Source organism: Brevibacillus sp. HB1.1, assembly GCF_013332445.1.
Taxonomy (GTDB): domain Bacteria; phylum Bacillota; class Bacilli; order Brevibacillales; family Brevibacillaceae; genus Brevibacillus; species Brevibacillus porteri.
Map to the genome: position 1 here is coordinate 1 of NZ_JABMIV010000021.1, position 14,250 is coordinate 14,250.

Below are 14,250 nucleotides of genomic sequence, written 5' to 3' on the forward strand. Positions count from 1 at the left end.
TACATCCTGAGAGGACAACTTTGGACGCGGTTTCGCTTTTTGCATGGAGTCGTGCAGTCAATCCCCGAGGGGGTGGCCCTAGAAGCAGAGCGTTTTCTCCTGTTTTCTCCCCACCACAACAGCAACGTACAAGGAGTTTATTCACTCGCCTCGATGACCGCCGCCATCGCCAGCTTTTCAAAAAGGAGGACGAAGTGCTGGAGTTCATCTTCGCTGAGGTGAGAGAACATTTTATTTAGTTTTTCTCTTCGATTCTGCTTGGCTACTTGCAGAATTTTTTTGCCAGAATCGCGCAAGCTGATGTAAACCACTCGGCGATCTTCCTCATCACGATCACGGGCGACGAAACCGTGTTTATCCAAACGGTCGACCATTGCTGTGATGGCGCTTGGTTTGACCCCCATTGATTCAGCCAATTCTCCGACTGTGCATTTTTCCTTCTGTTCCAACTGATGAAGAATGTAGAATTGCGGGCCAGTTAAACCAGAGACAGGTTCGGCTAATTGCGTTCCCATCGTGCGCATAATGGTACGAAACGCCTCCTGCAGGCGCTCAAGCGTATCTGTTAAGGGGGAGGGCATGTTCGTATCGTCTCCTTATTTGATCTATTTCTTCGTTATCGAGAATATTTGATATGTAATATTTAACGCACTTAAATATAGGCTGAAAGTACTTCGTTTGTCAACCTTCGCGAAAAGAAGGGAATACCCAAGCGATTCCTAGTGAAAACTGAAAACATAATGGAATGACTTCCAGCAAGGGGGCAAACGATGAAGAAAAAGGTATGCAGCATTGGATTGATATTGGCTTTGCTTCCCGCAACGACTGTCAGCACAACAGCGTTTGAAGGAACAGCGACCATTCGTACGCAGATTTTGCAGGATCTCGCGGAAATGCACGAGCCATTACATACAGGCAACGCGGACAAGGAATATAAAACGAAGGCAGATGAATGGCAACGACAAGAACTGCTACTGCGAGGTGAGCAATTAAAATCTGCGCCTGTCGATTCGCTGGAAATGATTGAGGCAACGAAGGCTTGGGAGGAAGCGGGGGTAAAAGGGGAAGGGATGCTCGTTTCCGTGATCGATACGGGAGTCAATCCGCGCCATCCCGATTTCCCTGTCCCACATGATAAGCGTTCTGCCATGCAAAAGTCAGGCTCTTCCCAGAAGGTGATCCCTGGCTTTAACTGGGCTGACCGTACGCAAACAACGGAAGACGTATCGGAATCTCAGCATGGTATCCATGTGGCGGGAATTATTGGGGCGAACGGAAAAGTAAAAGGAGTTGCTCCTGAAGCCCAGCTCATTAGCCAAAAAGTATTTTCCAATTATCAAAGCGAGGTTCCTGGGCTAGGTGAATCGATTTTATTTGCGATCAATGATTCCATTACGAAAAAAGCAGATGTCATCAACTTGAGTCTCGGTTCCTCAGCGGGCTATGTGGATGAAACAAATGTGGAGCAAATGGCTGTGAAGCGAGCAGTCGATAATGGGATCGTAGTTGTGGCAGCCGCCGGCAATGATGCGTATTTCGGCAGTGATAAGGTACGAGCACAGAATCCAGATATCGCCATGATCGGTTCTCCAGGCTTGAGTCCTGATGCGTTTTCGGTTGCTTCTGTCAACGCTACAGCACTAGCTGGCTATAGCTTCACGGTGCAAGGGGTACCCGGTATGGAGAAAGTCGTGTATTTATCGGGCTATGTGGAAGGCGGGGGTGCGATAAACCCGGTCATGACATTGATGAAGCCGTATCCGCTTGTCTATATGGGGAAAGGGAAGAAGGAAGACTACAATGTTTCCGTAAAAGATAAGGTGGTATTGCTCGAGCGAGGCGACATTTCATTCGACGATAAGCTACGCCTCGCCAAAGAAGCAGGAGCAGTTGGTGCTGTTATCTACAACAATGAAATGGGACCACTCATTATCAGTGCGGAGCATGCCAAGCAAATCCCGGCTGTTTCTGTCTTGAAGCACATGGGCGAGCAAATGGCGCAAGCGATTAAAAAAGGCAAGAAAGTGACGGTCTCATTTAACGGTGAATATGGACAAAATCCAATGCCTTATCCAGACGGAGGAACGATCTCGGCTTTTTCATCATGGGGACCAACACCCGATTTGCAGTTCAAACCGGAGATTGCTGCTCCAGGTGGAGGCATCTTGTCACTCACGCGAGAGTCTGAATATGCCGTGAAAAGTGGTACGTCAATGGCAACGCCCCATGTGGCGGGCGGGATGGCTTTGCTGAAACAAGGTTATCTCAAGCAAGGGCGGAACCTGCAAGGCAAATCGCTTGTCGATACGTTGAAGGCCGCGGCGATGAATACAGCAGAACCGATTATCGATCCGCAAATCAGCATACCCGCAGCGGATAAAGAGAAAGCAAAAAAAGTTCCTTACAGCCCACGGGTTCAAGGGGCAGGCCTGATGCAAATCGCAAAAGCGATCAAGACGCCAGCCATTGTTGTGAATGCAAAAGGAAAAGCAGGTGTCTCGTTAGGAGAGATTGGGAATTCAACGACCTTTTCTCTATTTATTAATAACAAGTTTGGTAAAAAGCCAATTACGTATCAGCTACAAAATGAGTTTGGTGTCATGACTGACTTACGCAAAAACGGGATCAACATGCTGACAGATACCCTTTTGGAGGGGGCAGAACTACAATTTTCCGCTCCTAAGATTACCGTTGCGCCGGGGAAGTTAGAGGAAGTGAAGGTAACGCTCACGATTCCGACAGGTTCTCCACGTAATCAATTTGCAGAAGGATTTATTTCTTTTCAACCAGATGATAAAGAGCTGCCTACTTTGCGCACGCCGTTTTATGGCTTCTACGGGGACTGGGATGAACCAAAGATAATGGATCAGCCCGTATGGGAGGCAGAAAGTCAGGAAAAACGAACAGGTGTCAAGACGAGCTGGTATCACGATAAACGCAATGACAAATGGCGCTATCGGGATTATCTAGGTGTTACAGGTGTCAAAGCCGATGGCGGTGCGAAAATCGATCCCAATCATATTGCCTTTTCGCCAAACGGGGATGGGCATTACGATGTCGCTGCTCCTTCGATTACTTTTTTGCGCAATGCCCGTCATATTATCGTCGAAGTAACAGATCAGTCAGGCAAGCCGATTCGCACTCTTGTGCGTGATGAAAAGGTGAGCAAGTACGACCAATCCAAGCTGGGAACGCCATACTATTATACAGAAAAGGAAGCGTGGAGCTGGGACGGAAAGATCTTTTCACCACAAAAAGGCGCCTATATACAGGCACCTGATGGACAGTACCAATTCTCCATTAAGGCCAAAATAGACGACCGCAATGCCAATTGGCAATCGATGACACTCCCCATCCGCGTGGATACAAAAGCTCCTGTGATTACAGCTTCTGTGTCAGGAAACCGGGTTCAGTGGAGCAGCCGCGATAAAGATATCCAAGCCTATTTCCTTTATGTAAACGGCAAGAGGGTAGGAGGCCCCTATTCTCCAAAAGTGTCCAGCACACTTATTAATCAGCCAGATAAAAAAATGAGTGTAGTCGCGTATGATTATGCAGGGAATATCAGCGTGGCGCATATTAACGGGAAAAGTGACAGTACTCCGCCATTTGTGGAGTTTCCGGATGATTTGTTTCCTTATCTGAAAATATCCAAGCAGCCGGATGTAGCCTTCAGGGGCAAAGTAACAGGCGAGGATATGATGGACAGAGTCCGCTTATCGATTAACAAAACGCCTGTAAAGCTGGCGACGGATGGATCATTTGAAACCATCCTGCGATTAACGGAAGGTCTCAATTATGTGATGTACAGTGCAATGGATATGTATGGAAACAAGCGCCAATTCACGCAACGGGTCATCGTCGATACGAGTCCTCCGACACTGCAATTGATCAACGATGGCAGTGAAGACGTACAATTCGATGCAGCAACCAAGAACATGCTGGTTCCAGTCCGCTTCATGTACAGAGATCAAACCTATAAAGGTCAGGTAAGTATCAATGGGCAAATCGTGTCCTACTTTGAAGAAGAGCAATTGGAAATCCCTGCGCAAAAATACGTGACGCAAATTTTGAGTATGAAGCAGGGAGAGAATCGTATTTTGCTTGAAGGCAAAGACGGAGCAGGCAATCAAAGCATGTTGCTGGTGTATGCGTATGTCGATGCCAATGCAGGGTCGGTCGTCATAAGTAATGGGGAGCAGCGTATATCCTACAAGGCGCGAACAGTGCCAGCTCCGACGATCCAGCTGCCGAACAAACAGCTAGAAGGGCAGGAAGGTGAAGCGCTGCCCATCGAAGGGAAAGTGACAGGTGCTGGTGCTGTTAACCTCCAAATCAACTATGGATCAAAAAGCTTTCAGACCAACGCGAATGATCGTGGGCTATTTCGCCTGGTGCTTCATGAGGTAGAGGAAGGCAAGCAAAAACTGACGGTTGTTGCGACTGATGCACTGGGTAGGGAAGCCCGAGCGGAGATGAATGTCGTCGGAAAGAAAAAATAGGATAGCGGGCCCGTCAGTAGCAGATAGAAGGCTATTGCCGGGCCAAATTTTTGTGGGAGGATTCTATTTGATGTTTTACCACGGGATCATGTGGGAATATGTTACGAGAGAGTACCCTGTGCTATCACCGAGAAGGACCGCCAGAAGGAAGCGTGTGGCAGAGCAATTGTGGGATCGCATTCATCTGATCGAACAATTCGGTTTGGAGCCCGTTCATTTGCTTGAGGCCGACGAACATTACGATGCTGTCCGCTGTATACAAGAGTGCTTGGCATTTGGAGATACTGTTTTTGCCTTTGATCGCGTTCAGCTTCCGATGTGGCAATTGAGTAAGCATGAGATCGGTGTAGAAATATTAGACTTGCGAACGTGCACGGCCATCTATACCATTCGTCATGAGACAAAAGTAGAGGATTATTTTCCCAGTACTCCCTGTTTTCGTGACCTTATGCCTATGAAGTTTTCGTAATCCTATTGCATCTGCCAAAAGTCGACATTATGATAGTCCTATACGAGTACGTCAAAAAGTCGTCTTTTCAGCACCTCTTTCGATGTCGAATAGGCTTCCGGTACTACTACGTGATCAAAAGACGACTTTTTGAACAACCTCTAAGAGTGAATTGCCCGGGAAAGGAAGAGAATGCAGATGATAGTCCAGTACCTTGATCCATTTCTTGAATCAGCTTCGTCCGTGATTCAACAAGTATGCAATGTCGACATTTCGCGTGGAGAGTTAGCTGAAAGAGAATGGAGCCATGTAGAAGGCCATACATGGATTCGAATCGGAATGACAGGTCAATTACAGGGTGAGGTCTTTTTCGGTCTGCAAGAGGAATTGGCTTTGCGCATTGTCTCGGCCATGATGGGCGGCTATCCCGTGCAAGAGATGGATGAGCTCGGAAAAAGTGCCATTTCTGAGTTGGGGAACATGATTTCCGGGAATGCGAGTACGCTTTTGTCCAATCGAGGTGTTCTTGTAGACATTACCCCGCCCTTATTTTTACACCAGCATGACTTGAAAGGCATGGCAGGGACAGCATTGACTGCACCGCTCGATCTCCATGACATGGGCAGACTGGATATTCAAATTATTGTGATAAGATAGAGGCGGCTTATGGCCGTCTTTTTTGTGAAGGATACGTAGCTACACATCATCATTCAAAGGAGGGATGGAAAGAGATGGATCATTACTTCTCGATTTGTTCAGCTGAGATGTATTATGAGAAATACATGGCCTTTTTATTGGAAAACTACGACCAGCTCCGCATGCCATATTCCTTTCCTGTGGCGCTCAGTTTTCTGGCGAGTCCCGTTTTAATGGAGGGGAAAGCATTTCTTTGCTTCAACGATGACGATGAAGTGATCGGTGCTTTTTCGTACATTTACGGGACAGGTGAAAATCAGTACGAAGACAAGCATATCGTTCAAATTCAGGTGGTCTATTTTTTAGAACAGTATCGCAGCAGTCGCCTTTTTTTGCACGCTCTTCAGTATGTAACCGAATATATCGCCTATATGGAGGAGGACGTGAAGGAGTTTCGATTCTGGACTTCCTCGGAAGACTCTTTACGCAAATTGTTTACCAAGATTGCAGAACGAGTAGCTTCTGTGGAAACGGCAAACGGTCCATTGGATGAATATCGCGCATCGTTTTTGGCTTGGCAATCCTATGCAGCCAGGTTTCAACATGAACCATTTTTCTAATCCAAGAAGGAGACGTTACGATGCTGTTCGTCATCAAAAAACTGTTTGGCTACATACGCCCCTATAAGCTCCTGAGTTTCCTTTTTTTCCTCACGCTTGCACTCGATCTGCTTTTTTTATCCTTGGCACCTCTTAGTTTCCAGATGATCATTGACAAAGCGATTGTTCCTAAAAATATGCACATTTTCACAGTCATCATGATCGTATTGGCGATTAGCGGGTTTATCTGTGTCAGTGCTGGAATAATCAGTGACTATGTGCTGGCAAAACTAAATGCACGTGTGCAAAATGATTTGCGGCAAAAACTGTTTGCGCATATGCAGCATTTGCCGGTCAGCTACTTCCACAAAACGCGTTCTGGCGATCTGGTCTCTTCCTTTTCAGTGGATTTGCCTGTCATTGATAGATCGTTGGCCATTCTCTTCACGACGGGTATTCAGTCATTGGTGGTCGTGTCGATTAGTACGATGGTGTTGTTTTACTTGGAATGGGTGATGGCACTGTGTATTTTGTTGGGAGCAATCTTGATCTTTACAGGTCCTTATTTGCTTGGCCAACGTGCACACGCAGTCAATGCTGCATACAAAGAACAGCTCGCAGCTATGACGAACGATGTTCAGGAAAATACGAAAGCGCAAATGGTCATCAAGGGATTCAACCTGCAAGATGTCATGATCGATAAATTTAATGGAAGACTCAAATTGCTGTTGATCAGCAACTATCGCAAAAATCTGATGGCAGCGAAGCTGGAACGAATTCCTGCGCTATGCTTACTACTCATCAACTTTACGATCATTGGCTTTGGTTCCTATCTGGCACTCACCGGGCGAATCTCTGTCGGTTCGCTTGTCGCCTTTTTCACCATGTATACGTCGATGGGGAATGCAGTGTTTAATCTGACCTTTACGCTCCCTCTGATTACAGATGTACAAGTCAGTATGGAACGAATCCACAAGGTACTGGATGAACCTAGTGAAAAAGTCGACCATTCTACAGCGGATCCGCTCGATTTGCGTATGACTGAAGTTTCCGTAAAAAATGTTACGTTTGGCTATCAGGAAAATCAGTTGTCTATCAATCAGGTCAGCATGCAGATTGCGGCTCGGACAAAAGTTGCCATTGTTGGCTCCAGCGGGTCTGGAAAAAGCACGATCGTTCAGCTGATAGTAGGCTTGTATGAACCTCGTTCTGGTCATATCGAGATAAACGGCACAAAACTCGATGAATATAATCGGGGAGCCTTCCGCAACCATGTAGGGGTCGTCTTTCAAGATAACTTTCTTTTTCACGGAACCATAGCCGAAAACATCCGGCTCGGCAAACTCGATGCGACCAATGATGAGCTGAGGATGGCTGCACAGCAAGCGGAGATCCATGACTTTATCATAAGTCTACCAGACAAGTACGAAACACTTGTTTTGGATGGGGGCAGCAACCTCTCAGGGGGACAAAGGCAGCGCCTTGCCATTGCTCGAGCGATTCTGCGTAATCCTTCTCTACTCATTCTAGATGAAGCAACTTCTGCTCTCGATCCCATTTCAGAGGCTTCTATTAACAAGACCTTTGCGAAGCTTTCCAGAGATCGGACTGTCATTACGGTGACACATCGTTTGTCGACGATAACGGACATGGATCAAATCTTTGTGTTGGAGCACGGGGAACTAGTGGAGCAAGGGACACACTCTCAACTGTTGCAAAAGCGGGGTTATTACAAAAGGCTATGGGAGAAACAAAGTGTGTTGGCCAGCCCAGAAGGTGTTATGGATGTTCTAGGTGTCGACGTGTCTGATATTTTGCATCTTTTCCATACCGAGACGTTTACTGCTGGACAGACGATCATTCGGGAAGGAGAAGCAGCAGAAAAGTTTCATATCCTCGCACGCGGAAAGGTAGAAGTTTCCCAATCATCTGCTGAATTTGAGGAGCCGATTCGACTTGCGATTCTGGAGGACGGCGATCACTTTGGAGAAACAGACCTAGCGGGTGCTTTACAGACAACAACGGTGACGGCTCTCACCTCTTGTGTTGTTTTGACCTTGCCTTTAAAGGTATACCAGTACATCACGTCCCAACACTCGACGATTGGCAAAAACGCCCAACAGCTAATACGCTAACGAACAGAAAAAGAAAGGCAGTGTGCAAAGGATGCATGTCCAATTTAGAAGTTGTACCAGTGACAACGATTTTGCCCAGTTCACGCTATTCTTTATGCGCAATCGATTGGAATTTAGTCGTATGTTTTCCCTTAGTGACACGCTCATTCATATTTTGACGTTCCTCCCGGATTCTCATTTGATCCTGATAGAGGACGAGCGCGGTAAAGTGGTCGGATGGGGCCACTATCAATACATGACAGCAGAAAGGCAACCAAACCCAGAGGGAGAAATTTGCTATATTCATTCTGTCATCGTCGAAGAAAAATATCGAAGGAGCAGGGTATTTCTGAAAGGCTTTCGCCATCTAATCAGACAGGTTCACGCAGAAAATGCACAAGTGAAACAGGTGACCTTTTGCGCTGATGCTGATCATGCCTATCTGAACCGGCTCTATTCGAAATTTGCACAGGTTGCAGGGGAGCAGGAGGGCTATTACGGACAAGAAAACATCTATATGGCCGAAATCAATCAACTCGCTTCCTATCTGGGAGCCGTAATTGACGCTAAATAAGGAAAAATGCTATTCTTAAGAAGATATTGTCAGAAAGGAGGACTATCAGATGATTCCAATGGTACCACGTTTGAAAGACGGAGTAAGAAAACCGTTCACTGCTTCGATTCAAAATCTTCTCATGAAAAATGAGCAGCTGCGTGTAGCTACTTCTTCTGCGAAGTAGTCGATCAGCTATCATCTTTTTCGAATCAACTGTCCCAAGAATGGAGAAGTGGTTGACAGGCTATCCTGCTCAGCCACTTTTTATTTTGTCATTCTATTTGAATAGAATAAAAAAATAAAATATTTTCTATTGTCTGGATGATTTTTAATAGATAGTGTATTGTTGGAAATAGTAAGGGGGTATGAGAGCTTGACCTATGTAAAACAATTAATTGGGATGTTTTTCCTAGTTATCGTCGTTTGCGGTGGGCCGTTCATGCTATATACGCAAAAGGAAGAAATCGTGTTCGAACCGGGAAATATCGTAGTTCATACGGTATATCTGATTCAGCAGATTGCAGAGGGCTCCCTCGGAACCTATTATTCGGGGCAAACGGAAAGGAGCATCGCTGAGGATATCCTCCCATTTGCAATTAGCTCCTTTGAACTACTGTTCGCGAGTGTTGGTGTCGCAGTCCTTGCTAGTATTATTTTTGGATTGCTATTGCAGCGCTTTCGGATTGTACGTCAATTTCAAAAGGTTTTGAATCTGCTTGCCACGATTCCTGACTTTATCCTAATTGTTGTTTCGATTGTGGGTGCTGTCGGATTTTACAAGCTGACGAACATTCGAATTATCACCCTGTCACCTATAAGTGACTCTGAGAGTACATGGTTTCCGATCACGTTACTGTCAATTGGACCAACGATTTTCCTCATGAAGGTTGTCAGCCTGAAGTATGTACAAATCGGCGGCGAAGACTACATAAAAACAGCACTTGCCAAGGGGATGGGGATTTGGCATGTTCTCATTCACCATGTCTATAAAAATATCAAGCCGTTTCTCATTGCTGATTTAAAGAAGACGATTGCCATTACAGTAGCCAACTTGTTTATTGTTGAGTACTTATTAAACGTCGTAGGATTGACTCGCTTTATTTTTAGTAAAGATGGCGGTTACGAATTCAATGCTGCTGTCATGGGACTTTTAGGTATTATTTTGCTATCCATTTTAGTCTATGTATTGATTCGTCTCATTCTGTATGTGATTGAACGCGCGGTTGTGTATAAATAGCCCAGACTTCTTATGGAATGAGTGAGGGTATGGTATGAGGAAACGGTTCAATTGGGCTTTATGGCTAGGTTGTATCTTGGTATTTTTTCTAATAATTATCGGTGTAGCCGGACCTTATTTGGCCCCCTATGACATCGATTACCAGGTGAAAGTTCGCAATGAGATGGTAAACGGGAAGCAAGTGATCATTTCGCCTCCTTTGGCACCTTCAGGCGAGTATTTGTTGGGTACGGATAAATGGGGCTATGATTTGCTTACAAAACTGCTCCACGGGGCACCTTACACCATTTTTATTACGCTCTTGATTGCGTTATTGCGATTATTGCTTGGAGCATGGATCGGTCTGTATATTGGGATATTGGACAAGCAGCAGCGTTGGTGGATTGCGATAGAGAACGCCTGGGGGTACATGCCCATATTTATTCCTGTCTATTTTTTATTGAAAGGAATCAATATCAATCCCGAATTGCCAACGTTTACGCTCGTGTTGTTTTTCGTAGTGGTAGTGGCAGTGCTTGGGACGCCTTCGGTAGCTGCGTCCATCCGTCAAAAAACGGAGCAAATCAAGGAATCCCAGTACGTTTTGGCTGCGACTTCGCTGGGGGCTGGGCGGGATCAGATCATCTTTCGCCACATCCTGCCGCATTTGAAGGAGCATCTGGTCATTGTCCTGGTGACAGAGATGATCGCCACCATGACGTTGATGGGGCTTCTCGGGATTTTTGGTCTGTTTGTAGGCGGCACGACTATGTACTATGACCCTGTTGAGTATCACTCGACCACACATGAATGGGCAGGACTGCTCGGGACTTACCGAAGCTTTGTCTACACGAATTACACGTGGATTTTCCTGATTCCACTTGCTGCTTATATGCTTGCAATCGGTTCCTTTAGTCTATTGGCCAAAGGATTGCGTGATAAATTCGAACAGACGTATAGTCGTACCCCATTTATTTAAGCAGCTGGTCACTTTTCAGCATGAGGGATAAGTGAGGTTTTTTGATGAAAAAACGATTCCATTTTTCTTTATGGCTAGGCAGTATTTTTGTGTTCCTTCTGATCGTGATCGCTGTGGCGGGGCCTTACTTGGCTCCCTATGATCTGGAATATCAAGCGAAGATGCGTCACGAGGTTGTGAACGGTAAACAAGTCATGGTCTCACCGCCCTTTCCGCCGTCAGAGGAACATTTACTCGGCACGGACAAATGGGGGTATGATTTACTGACCCTCTTGCTCCATGGAGCGCCATACACCGTTTTTATTACCCTTGCGATCGCATTTATTCGCGTGTTACTTGGTACATGGATTGGACTCTATATCGGCATCCAAGATAAAGAACAGCGTTGGTGGATGGCGATTGAAAATGCATGGAGCTATATGCCTGTGTTTATTCCCGTGTATTTTCTTTTGCGAGGAATCAATGTGAATTCCGAGCTGCCGACGTTCACGCTCGTACTGATTTTCATTGGGCTTGTGTCTGTCCTTGGAACCCCTTCTGTAGCCTCTTCTGTGCGTCAAATGACCGAACAAATTAAAGAATCACAATACGTTTTGGCTGCCATTGCACTGGGAGCTGGCCGGAATCAAATCGTCTTTCGCCACATCTTGCCACATTTGAAGGAACAGCTCATTATCATCTTGGTGACAGAAATGATCGCCGTCATGACCTTGATGGGGCTTCTCGGTATATTTGACCTGTTTGTAGGTGGTACGAAAATGACCTTTGACCCGGTTCTGTATCATTCTATTACACATGAATGGGCAGGACTGCTCGGGTCTTATCGAGGCTTTATTTACAGTAACTATACGTGGATTTTTCTCGTACCATTGGGGGCATTCATGATCGCCATTGGATCATTTAGCTTGTTGGCCAAAGGCTTGCGTGATAAGTTCGAGCAAACGTATAATCGTACACCATTTATTTAAGTTGTGGTGCCTTTGATTTTTACGAATCAAGGGCATTTTTGGTTGATCCGATTAAAAATAGTGGAATGGAAGTCGATTTGTAGGGAGCAGTATATGTGTCGGGTGAATAGACTGGAGTGTCGGGGGCGGTGTTGGCCTTGGGTTCCGATGGCAATCTCATCAGACGAGGCGAACTCGTCGCGATCTGAACGGGGGACAACTGGCGGCCATCGTCGTCTCGAACGGAAAAATTCACGGCGGATGTCGAAGAGGTTTCTCAGCGGTGTTCGGAACCCATTGCCCATTTTCTGAATAGGATGTAAGGCAAAAGCCTAAAATCCTTGAAATTCCGGCACCATCACCCACCCCCCATCATAGGATAAGGTGACTCTGTAATCCCTCAACCTTGTTCCTGTAGAGCCCACAAGGAGGGGTGGCACGATTGAAGGGTAGCGACCAAACCAAGCCGTTGTTAACGAATCGCGAAAGAGAAGTGTTTGAACTCTTGGTCCAAGATAAGACAACCAAAGAGATTGCCGGACAACTCTTCATCAGCGAAAAGACTGTGCGCAATCACATTAGTAATGTCATGCAAAAATTAGGTGTCAAAGGTCGATCTCAGGCAGTAGTCGAACTCGTTCGACTTGGTGAACTAGAGATTTGAACCCAGTCCACCCAGCCTCCCTTTTCTTCCCTTGGTCGGAAGGGAGGGTTTTTTATGTTCATTTGCGTTTAAATGCCCTTTTAATTACTTTTGTATAAATAGCAAACAAGAAAGAAGTAGAGAAGGCGATGGTCGAAGGGTATAGGATCTGAACGGAGCTTGAATCTCTTCGGCTGTTGGGATGTAATCGGTAATGGCGGGCTGGAGGCTTCGGCCACCACATTATCGGAACCATTCAAGGTTAGATGCCCTAATTGCCAAGGGTGCAGAATTAAAAATGATGAAACGTACAGTGCAGTACATAGGGACGATATACGAAATGAAGATGCACACATGGGGAGAAGAAAGACGTTTTGAAGATACTTTCTACATGGAAACAAAGGATTTTAAATCAGATGTTCCTTTGAAGCGAGACTACATGGAAATCTTCCATACAGAAGAATACCAGCAATTGGTGGGAACACAACGCCTTTCGAGTATGGGTCACAAGCAAGAAGATTTAGTTTGTTCTCGAAGGAGATACTTTTTGTACTAACTAAATTGGCGCTACTCGAAACATTCCTGTTAAAGCAGGATACTTACAACGAATTTTCAAGTGAGTCTTTGATCACTTTGAAATTCATCGTCTTTTCCCAACCAACCGAAACGCACAATTGATGAAACTCTTCAAGAGTAGGGGTGCGTTCTATAATCTCAAATGACATATAACTCCTCGCTTTCAAATTTTCTATGTTTGAGGATATAACTTCATTTGAGACACCCCCTGAATGTTGATTAGAAAAAATATTACCATTTTTGGCTTTAAAACCTCAAGTATATGGACTTTCTTAAAGAGCAATTTATCAAAATGTGTACTTTGTTATTATTGGTCTTCGCCAACATAACGACTTTCTCCAGAAATGAATTTATTTAATGAGATCCACCATTTTAGGGAAATGGGCATCAGAAAACAATCAATTGAGATAGTTATTGTGTGGAATTGAAAAAGCCACCAATCCTTGCGGAAGGTGACTAAAATCCTCATTGAGTACTTTGTGGTAAATAATGGGTAGGATTCACTGGAGTTCCTTGTTTGATAACAGAAAAATGCAACATATCTCCTGTTTCGGACGATCCTACTTCTGCTATTTTTTGCCCTTTTTTTACGGTATCTCCGGCCTTCACAAGAAATGAACCAAGGAGAATGTGACCATAGAGAGTACTGAATTCGGAATTGTGCTTGATTATTATAGTTTCTCCAAATCCTTTTAAGCTTTGAGCGAAAAGAATGACACCATCATTTGCTGCAAAGATAGCTGTACCTTTAGCGGTTGCATAGTCCAATCCGTTATGACCTTTTGATTCCTTAGTTTCAGGATTAATTTGCAAGCCGAAATCAGAGGAAATTACATAGGTATCATGGATGGGGGCCTCTAAAAAAAAGTGTGTTTCGTTAATTTTACTAGGCTGACTCGAATTACTTGCCTCCGCTGCGAAAGCTGTTGGGGTTAAAGTAACTGCTAAAGTTAATAGATTCAAAATAACAATATTTCTGATTTTCATATTTCCTCCTACTTCATATAAAGTTGGTTTCATTATGAAATACGAGG

At 45.1% G+C, this 14,250-nt stretch carries 13 protein-coding genes; 11 read left to right on the forward strand and 2 right to left on the reverse strand.

The features are described from left to right. Nucleotides 1-137: 137 nt before the first annotated feature. Nucleotides 138-581 carry a MarR family winged helix-turn-helix transcriptional regulator gene (locus HPY27_RS29010; RefSeq protein ID WP_017251095.1) on the reverse strand — a complete coding sequence of 148 codons (444 nt, stop codon included), beginning with the start codon at nt 579-581 and terminating at the stop codon, nt 138-140. Nucleotides 582-770: 189 nt separating this feature from the next. Between HPY27_RS29010 and HPY27_RS30475 the strand changes: the two genes are divergently transcribed. The 11 genes from HPY27_RS30475 (at nt 771) to HPY27_RS29065 (ending at nt 13,196) form a co-directional block, all read left to right on the forward strand. Next, nucleotides 771-4,502, forward strand: coding sequence for a S8 family serine peptidase (locus HPY27_RS30475; protein WP_174226538.1), 3,732 nt, complete (start codon nt 771-773; stop codon nt 4,500-4,502). 70 nt (nt 4,503-4,572) lie between these two features. Continuing rightward, the gene (locus HPY27_RS29020; protein ID WP_069845532.1) at nt 4,573-4,971 is read left to right on the forward strand and encodes a hypothetical protein; all 399 of its coding nucleotides are present in this window, start codon (nt 4,573-4,575) and stop codon (nt 4,969-4,971) included. A gap of 177 nt (nt 4,972-5,148) precedes the next feature. Continuing rightward, nucleotides 5,149-5,607 carry a chemotaxis protein CheX gene (locus tag HPY27_RS29025; RefSeq protein WP_017251098.1) on the forward strand — a complete coding sequence of 153 codons (459 nt, stop codon included), beginning with the start codon at nt 5,149-5,151 and terminating at the stop codon, nt 5,605-5,607. A gap of 74 nt (nt 5,608-5,681) precedes the next feature. Further along, complete coding sequence (locus HPY27_RS29030; protein WP_174226539.1) at nt 5,682-6,206, forward strand: hypothetical protein; 525 nt, start codon at nt 5,682-5,684, stop codon at nt 6,204-6,206. A 20-nt stretch (nt 6,207-6,226) separates the two neighbouring features. Beyond that, on the forward strand, nt 6,227-8,320 hold the full coding sequence (locus tag HPY27_RS29035) for an ABC transporter transmembrane domain-containing protein (RefSeq protein WP_174226540.1): 2,094 nt from the start codon (nt 6,227-6,229) through the stop codon (nt 8,318-8,320). A gap of 31 nt (nt 8,321-8,351) precedes the next feature. Continuing rightward, nucleotides 8,352-8,873 carry a GNAT family N-acetyltransferase gene (locus HPY27_RS29040; protein ID WP_100169666.1) on the forward strand — a complete coding sequence of 174 codons (522 nt, stop codon included), beginning with the start codon at nt 8,352-8,354 and terminating at the stop codon, nt 8,871-8,873. A gap of 355 nt (nt 8,874-9,228) precedes the next feature. After that, a complete protein-coding gene (locus HPY27_RS29045) occupies nt 9,229-10,092 on the forward strand; it encodes an ABC transporter permease subunit (protein ID WP_017251103.1) in 864 nt (287 codons plus the stop codon). Nucleotides 10,093-10,126: 34 nt separating this feature from the next. Further along, nucleotides 10,127-11,050 carry an ABC transporter permease gene (locus HPY27_RS29050; protein ID WP_017251104.1) on the forward strand — a complete coding sequence of 308 codons (924 nt, stop codon included), beginning with the start codon at nt 10,127-10,129 and terminating at the stop codon, nt 11,048-11,050. 44 nt (nt 11,051-11,094) lie between these two features. After that, complete coding sequence (locus HPY27_RS29055) at nt 11,095-12,018, forward strand: ABC transporter permease (protein ID WP_017251105.1); 924 nt, start codon at nt 11,095-11,097, stop codon at nt 12,016-12,018. A gap of 421 nt (nt 12,019-12,439) precedes the next feature. Next, nucleotides 12,440-12,661, forward strand: a complete 222-nt coding sequence (locus HPY27_RS29060) for a helix-turn-helix domain-containing protein (RefSeq protein ID WP_003387736.1) — start codon at nt 12,440-12,442, stop codon at nt 12,659-12,661. A gap of 193 nt (nt 12,662-12,854) precedes the next feature. Beyond that, a complete protein-coding gene (locus HPY27_RS29065) occupies nt 12,855-13,196 on the forward strand; it encodes a hypothetical protein (protein ID WP_174226541.1) in 342 nt (113 codons plus the stop codon). 485 nt (nt 13,197-13,681) lie between these two features. Here the strand turns inward: HPY27_RS29065 and HPY27_RS29070 are convergent, their stop codons facing one another. Next, nucleotides 13,682-14,203 carry a M23 family metallopeptidase gene (locus HPY27_RS29070; RefSeq protein ID WP_017251108.1) on the reverse strand — a complete coding sequence of 174 codons (522 nt, stop codon included), beginning with the start codon at nt 14,201-14,203 and terminating at the stop codon, nt 13,682-13,684. Nucleotides 14,204-14,250 lie beyond the last annotated feature (47 nt).

Bases quoted from the DNA above. Each gene is read 5' to 3' on its own strand.
- HPY27_RS29035 (WP_174226540.1), top strand. From the start codon at position 6,227: ATGCTGTTCGTCATCAAAAAACTGTTTGGCTACATACGCCCCTATAAG.
- HPY27_RS29025 (WP_017251098.1), top strand. From the start codon at position 5,149: ATGATAGTCCAGTACCTTGATCCATTTCTTGAATCAGCTTCGTCCGTG.
- HPY27_RS29020 (WP_069845532.1), top strand. From the start codon at position 4,573: ATGTTTTACCACGGGATCATGTGGGAATATGTTACGAGAGAGTACCCT.
- HPY27_RS29050 (WP_017251104.1), top strand. From the start codon at position 10,127: ATGAGGAAACGGTTCAATTGGGCTTTATGGCTAGGTTGTATCTTGGTA.
- HPY27_RS29040 (WP_100169666.1), top strand. From the start codon at position 8,352: ATGCATGTCCAATTTAGAAGTTGTACCAGTGACAACGATTTTGCCCAG.
- HPY27_RS29010 (WP_017251095.1), bottom strand. From the start codon at position 581: ATGCCCTCCCCCTTAACAGATACGCTTGAGCGCCTGCAGGAGGCGTTT.
- HPY27_RS29055 (WP_017251105.1), top strand. From the start codon at position 11,095: ATGAAAAAACGATTCCATTTTTCTTTATGGCTAGGCAGTATTTTTGTG.
- HPY27_RS29030 (WP_174226539.1), top strand. From the start codon at position 5,682: ATGGATCATTACTTCTCGATTTGTTCAGCTGAGATGTATTATGAGAAA.
- HPY27_RS29065 (WP_174226541.1), top strand. From the start codon at position 12,855: ATGGCGGGCTGGAGGCTTCGGCCACCACATTATCGGAACCATTCAAGG.
- HPY27_RS30475 (WP_174226538.1), top strand. From the start codon at position 771: ATGAAGAAAAAGGTATGCAGCATTGGATTGATATTGGCTTTGCTTCCC.
- HPY27_RS29070 (WP_017251108.1), bottom strand. From the start codon at position 14,203: ATGAAAATCAGAAATATTGTTATTTTGAATCTATTAACTTTAGCAGTT.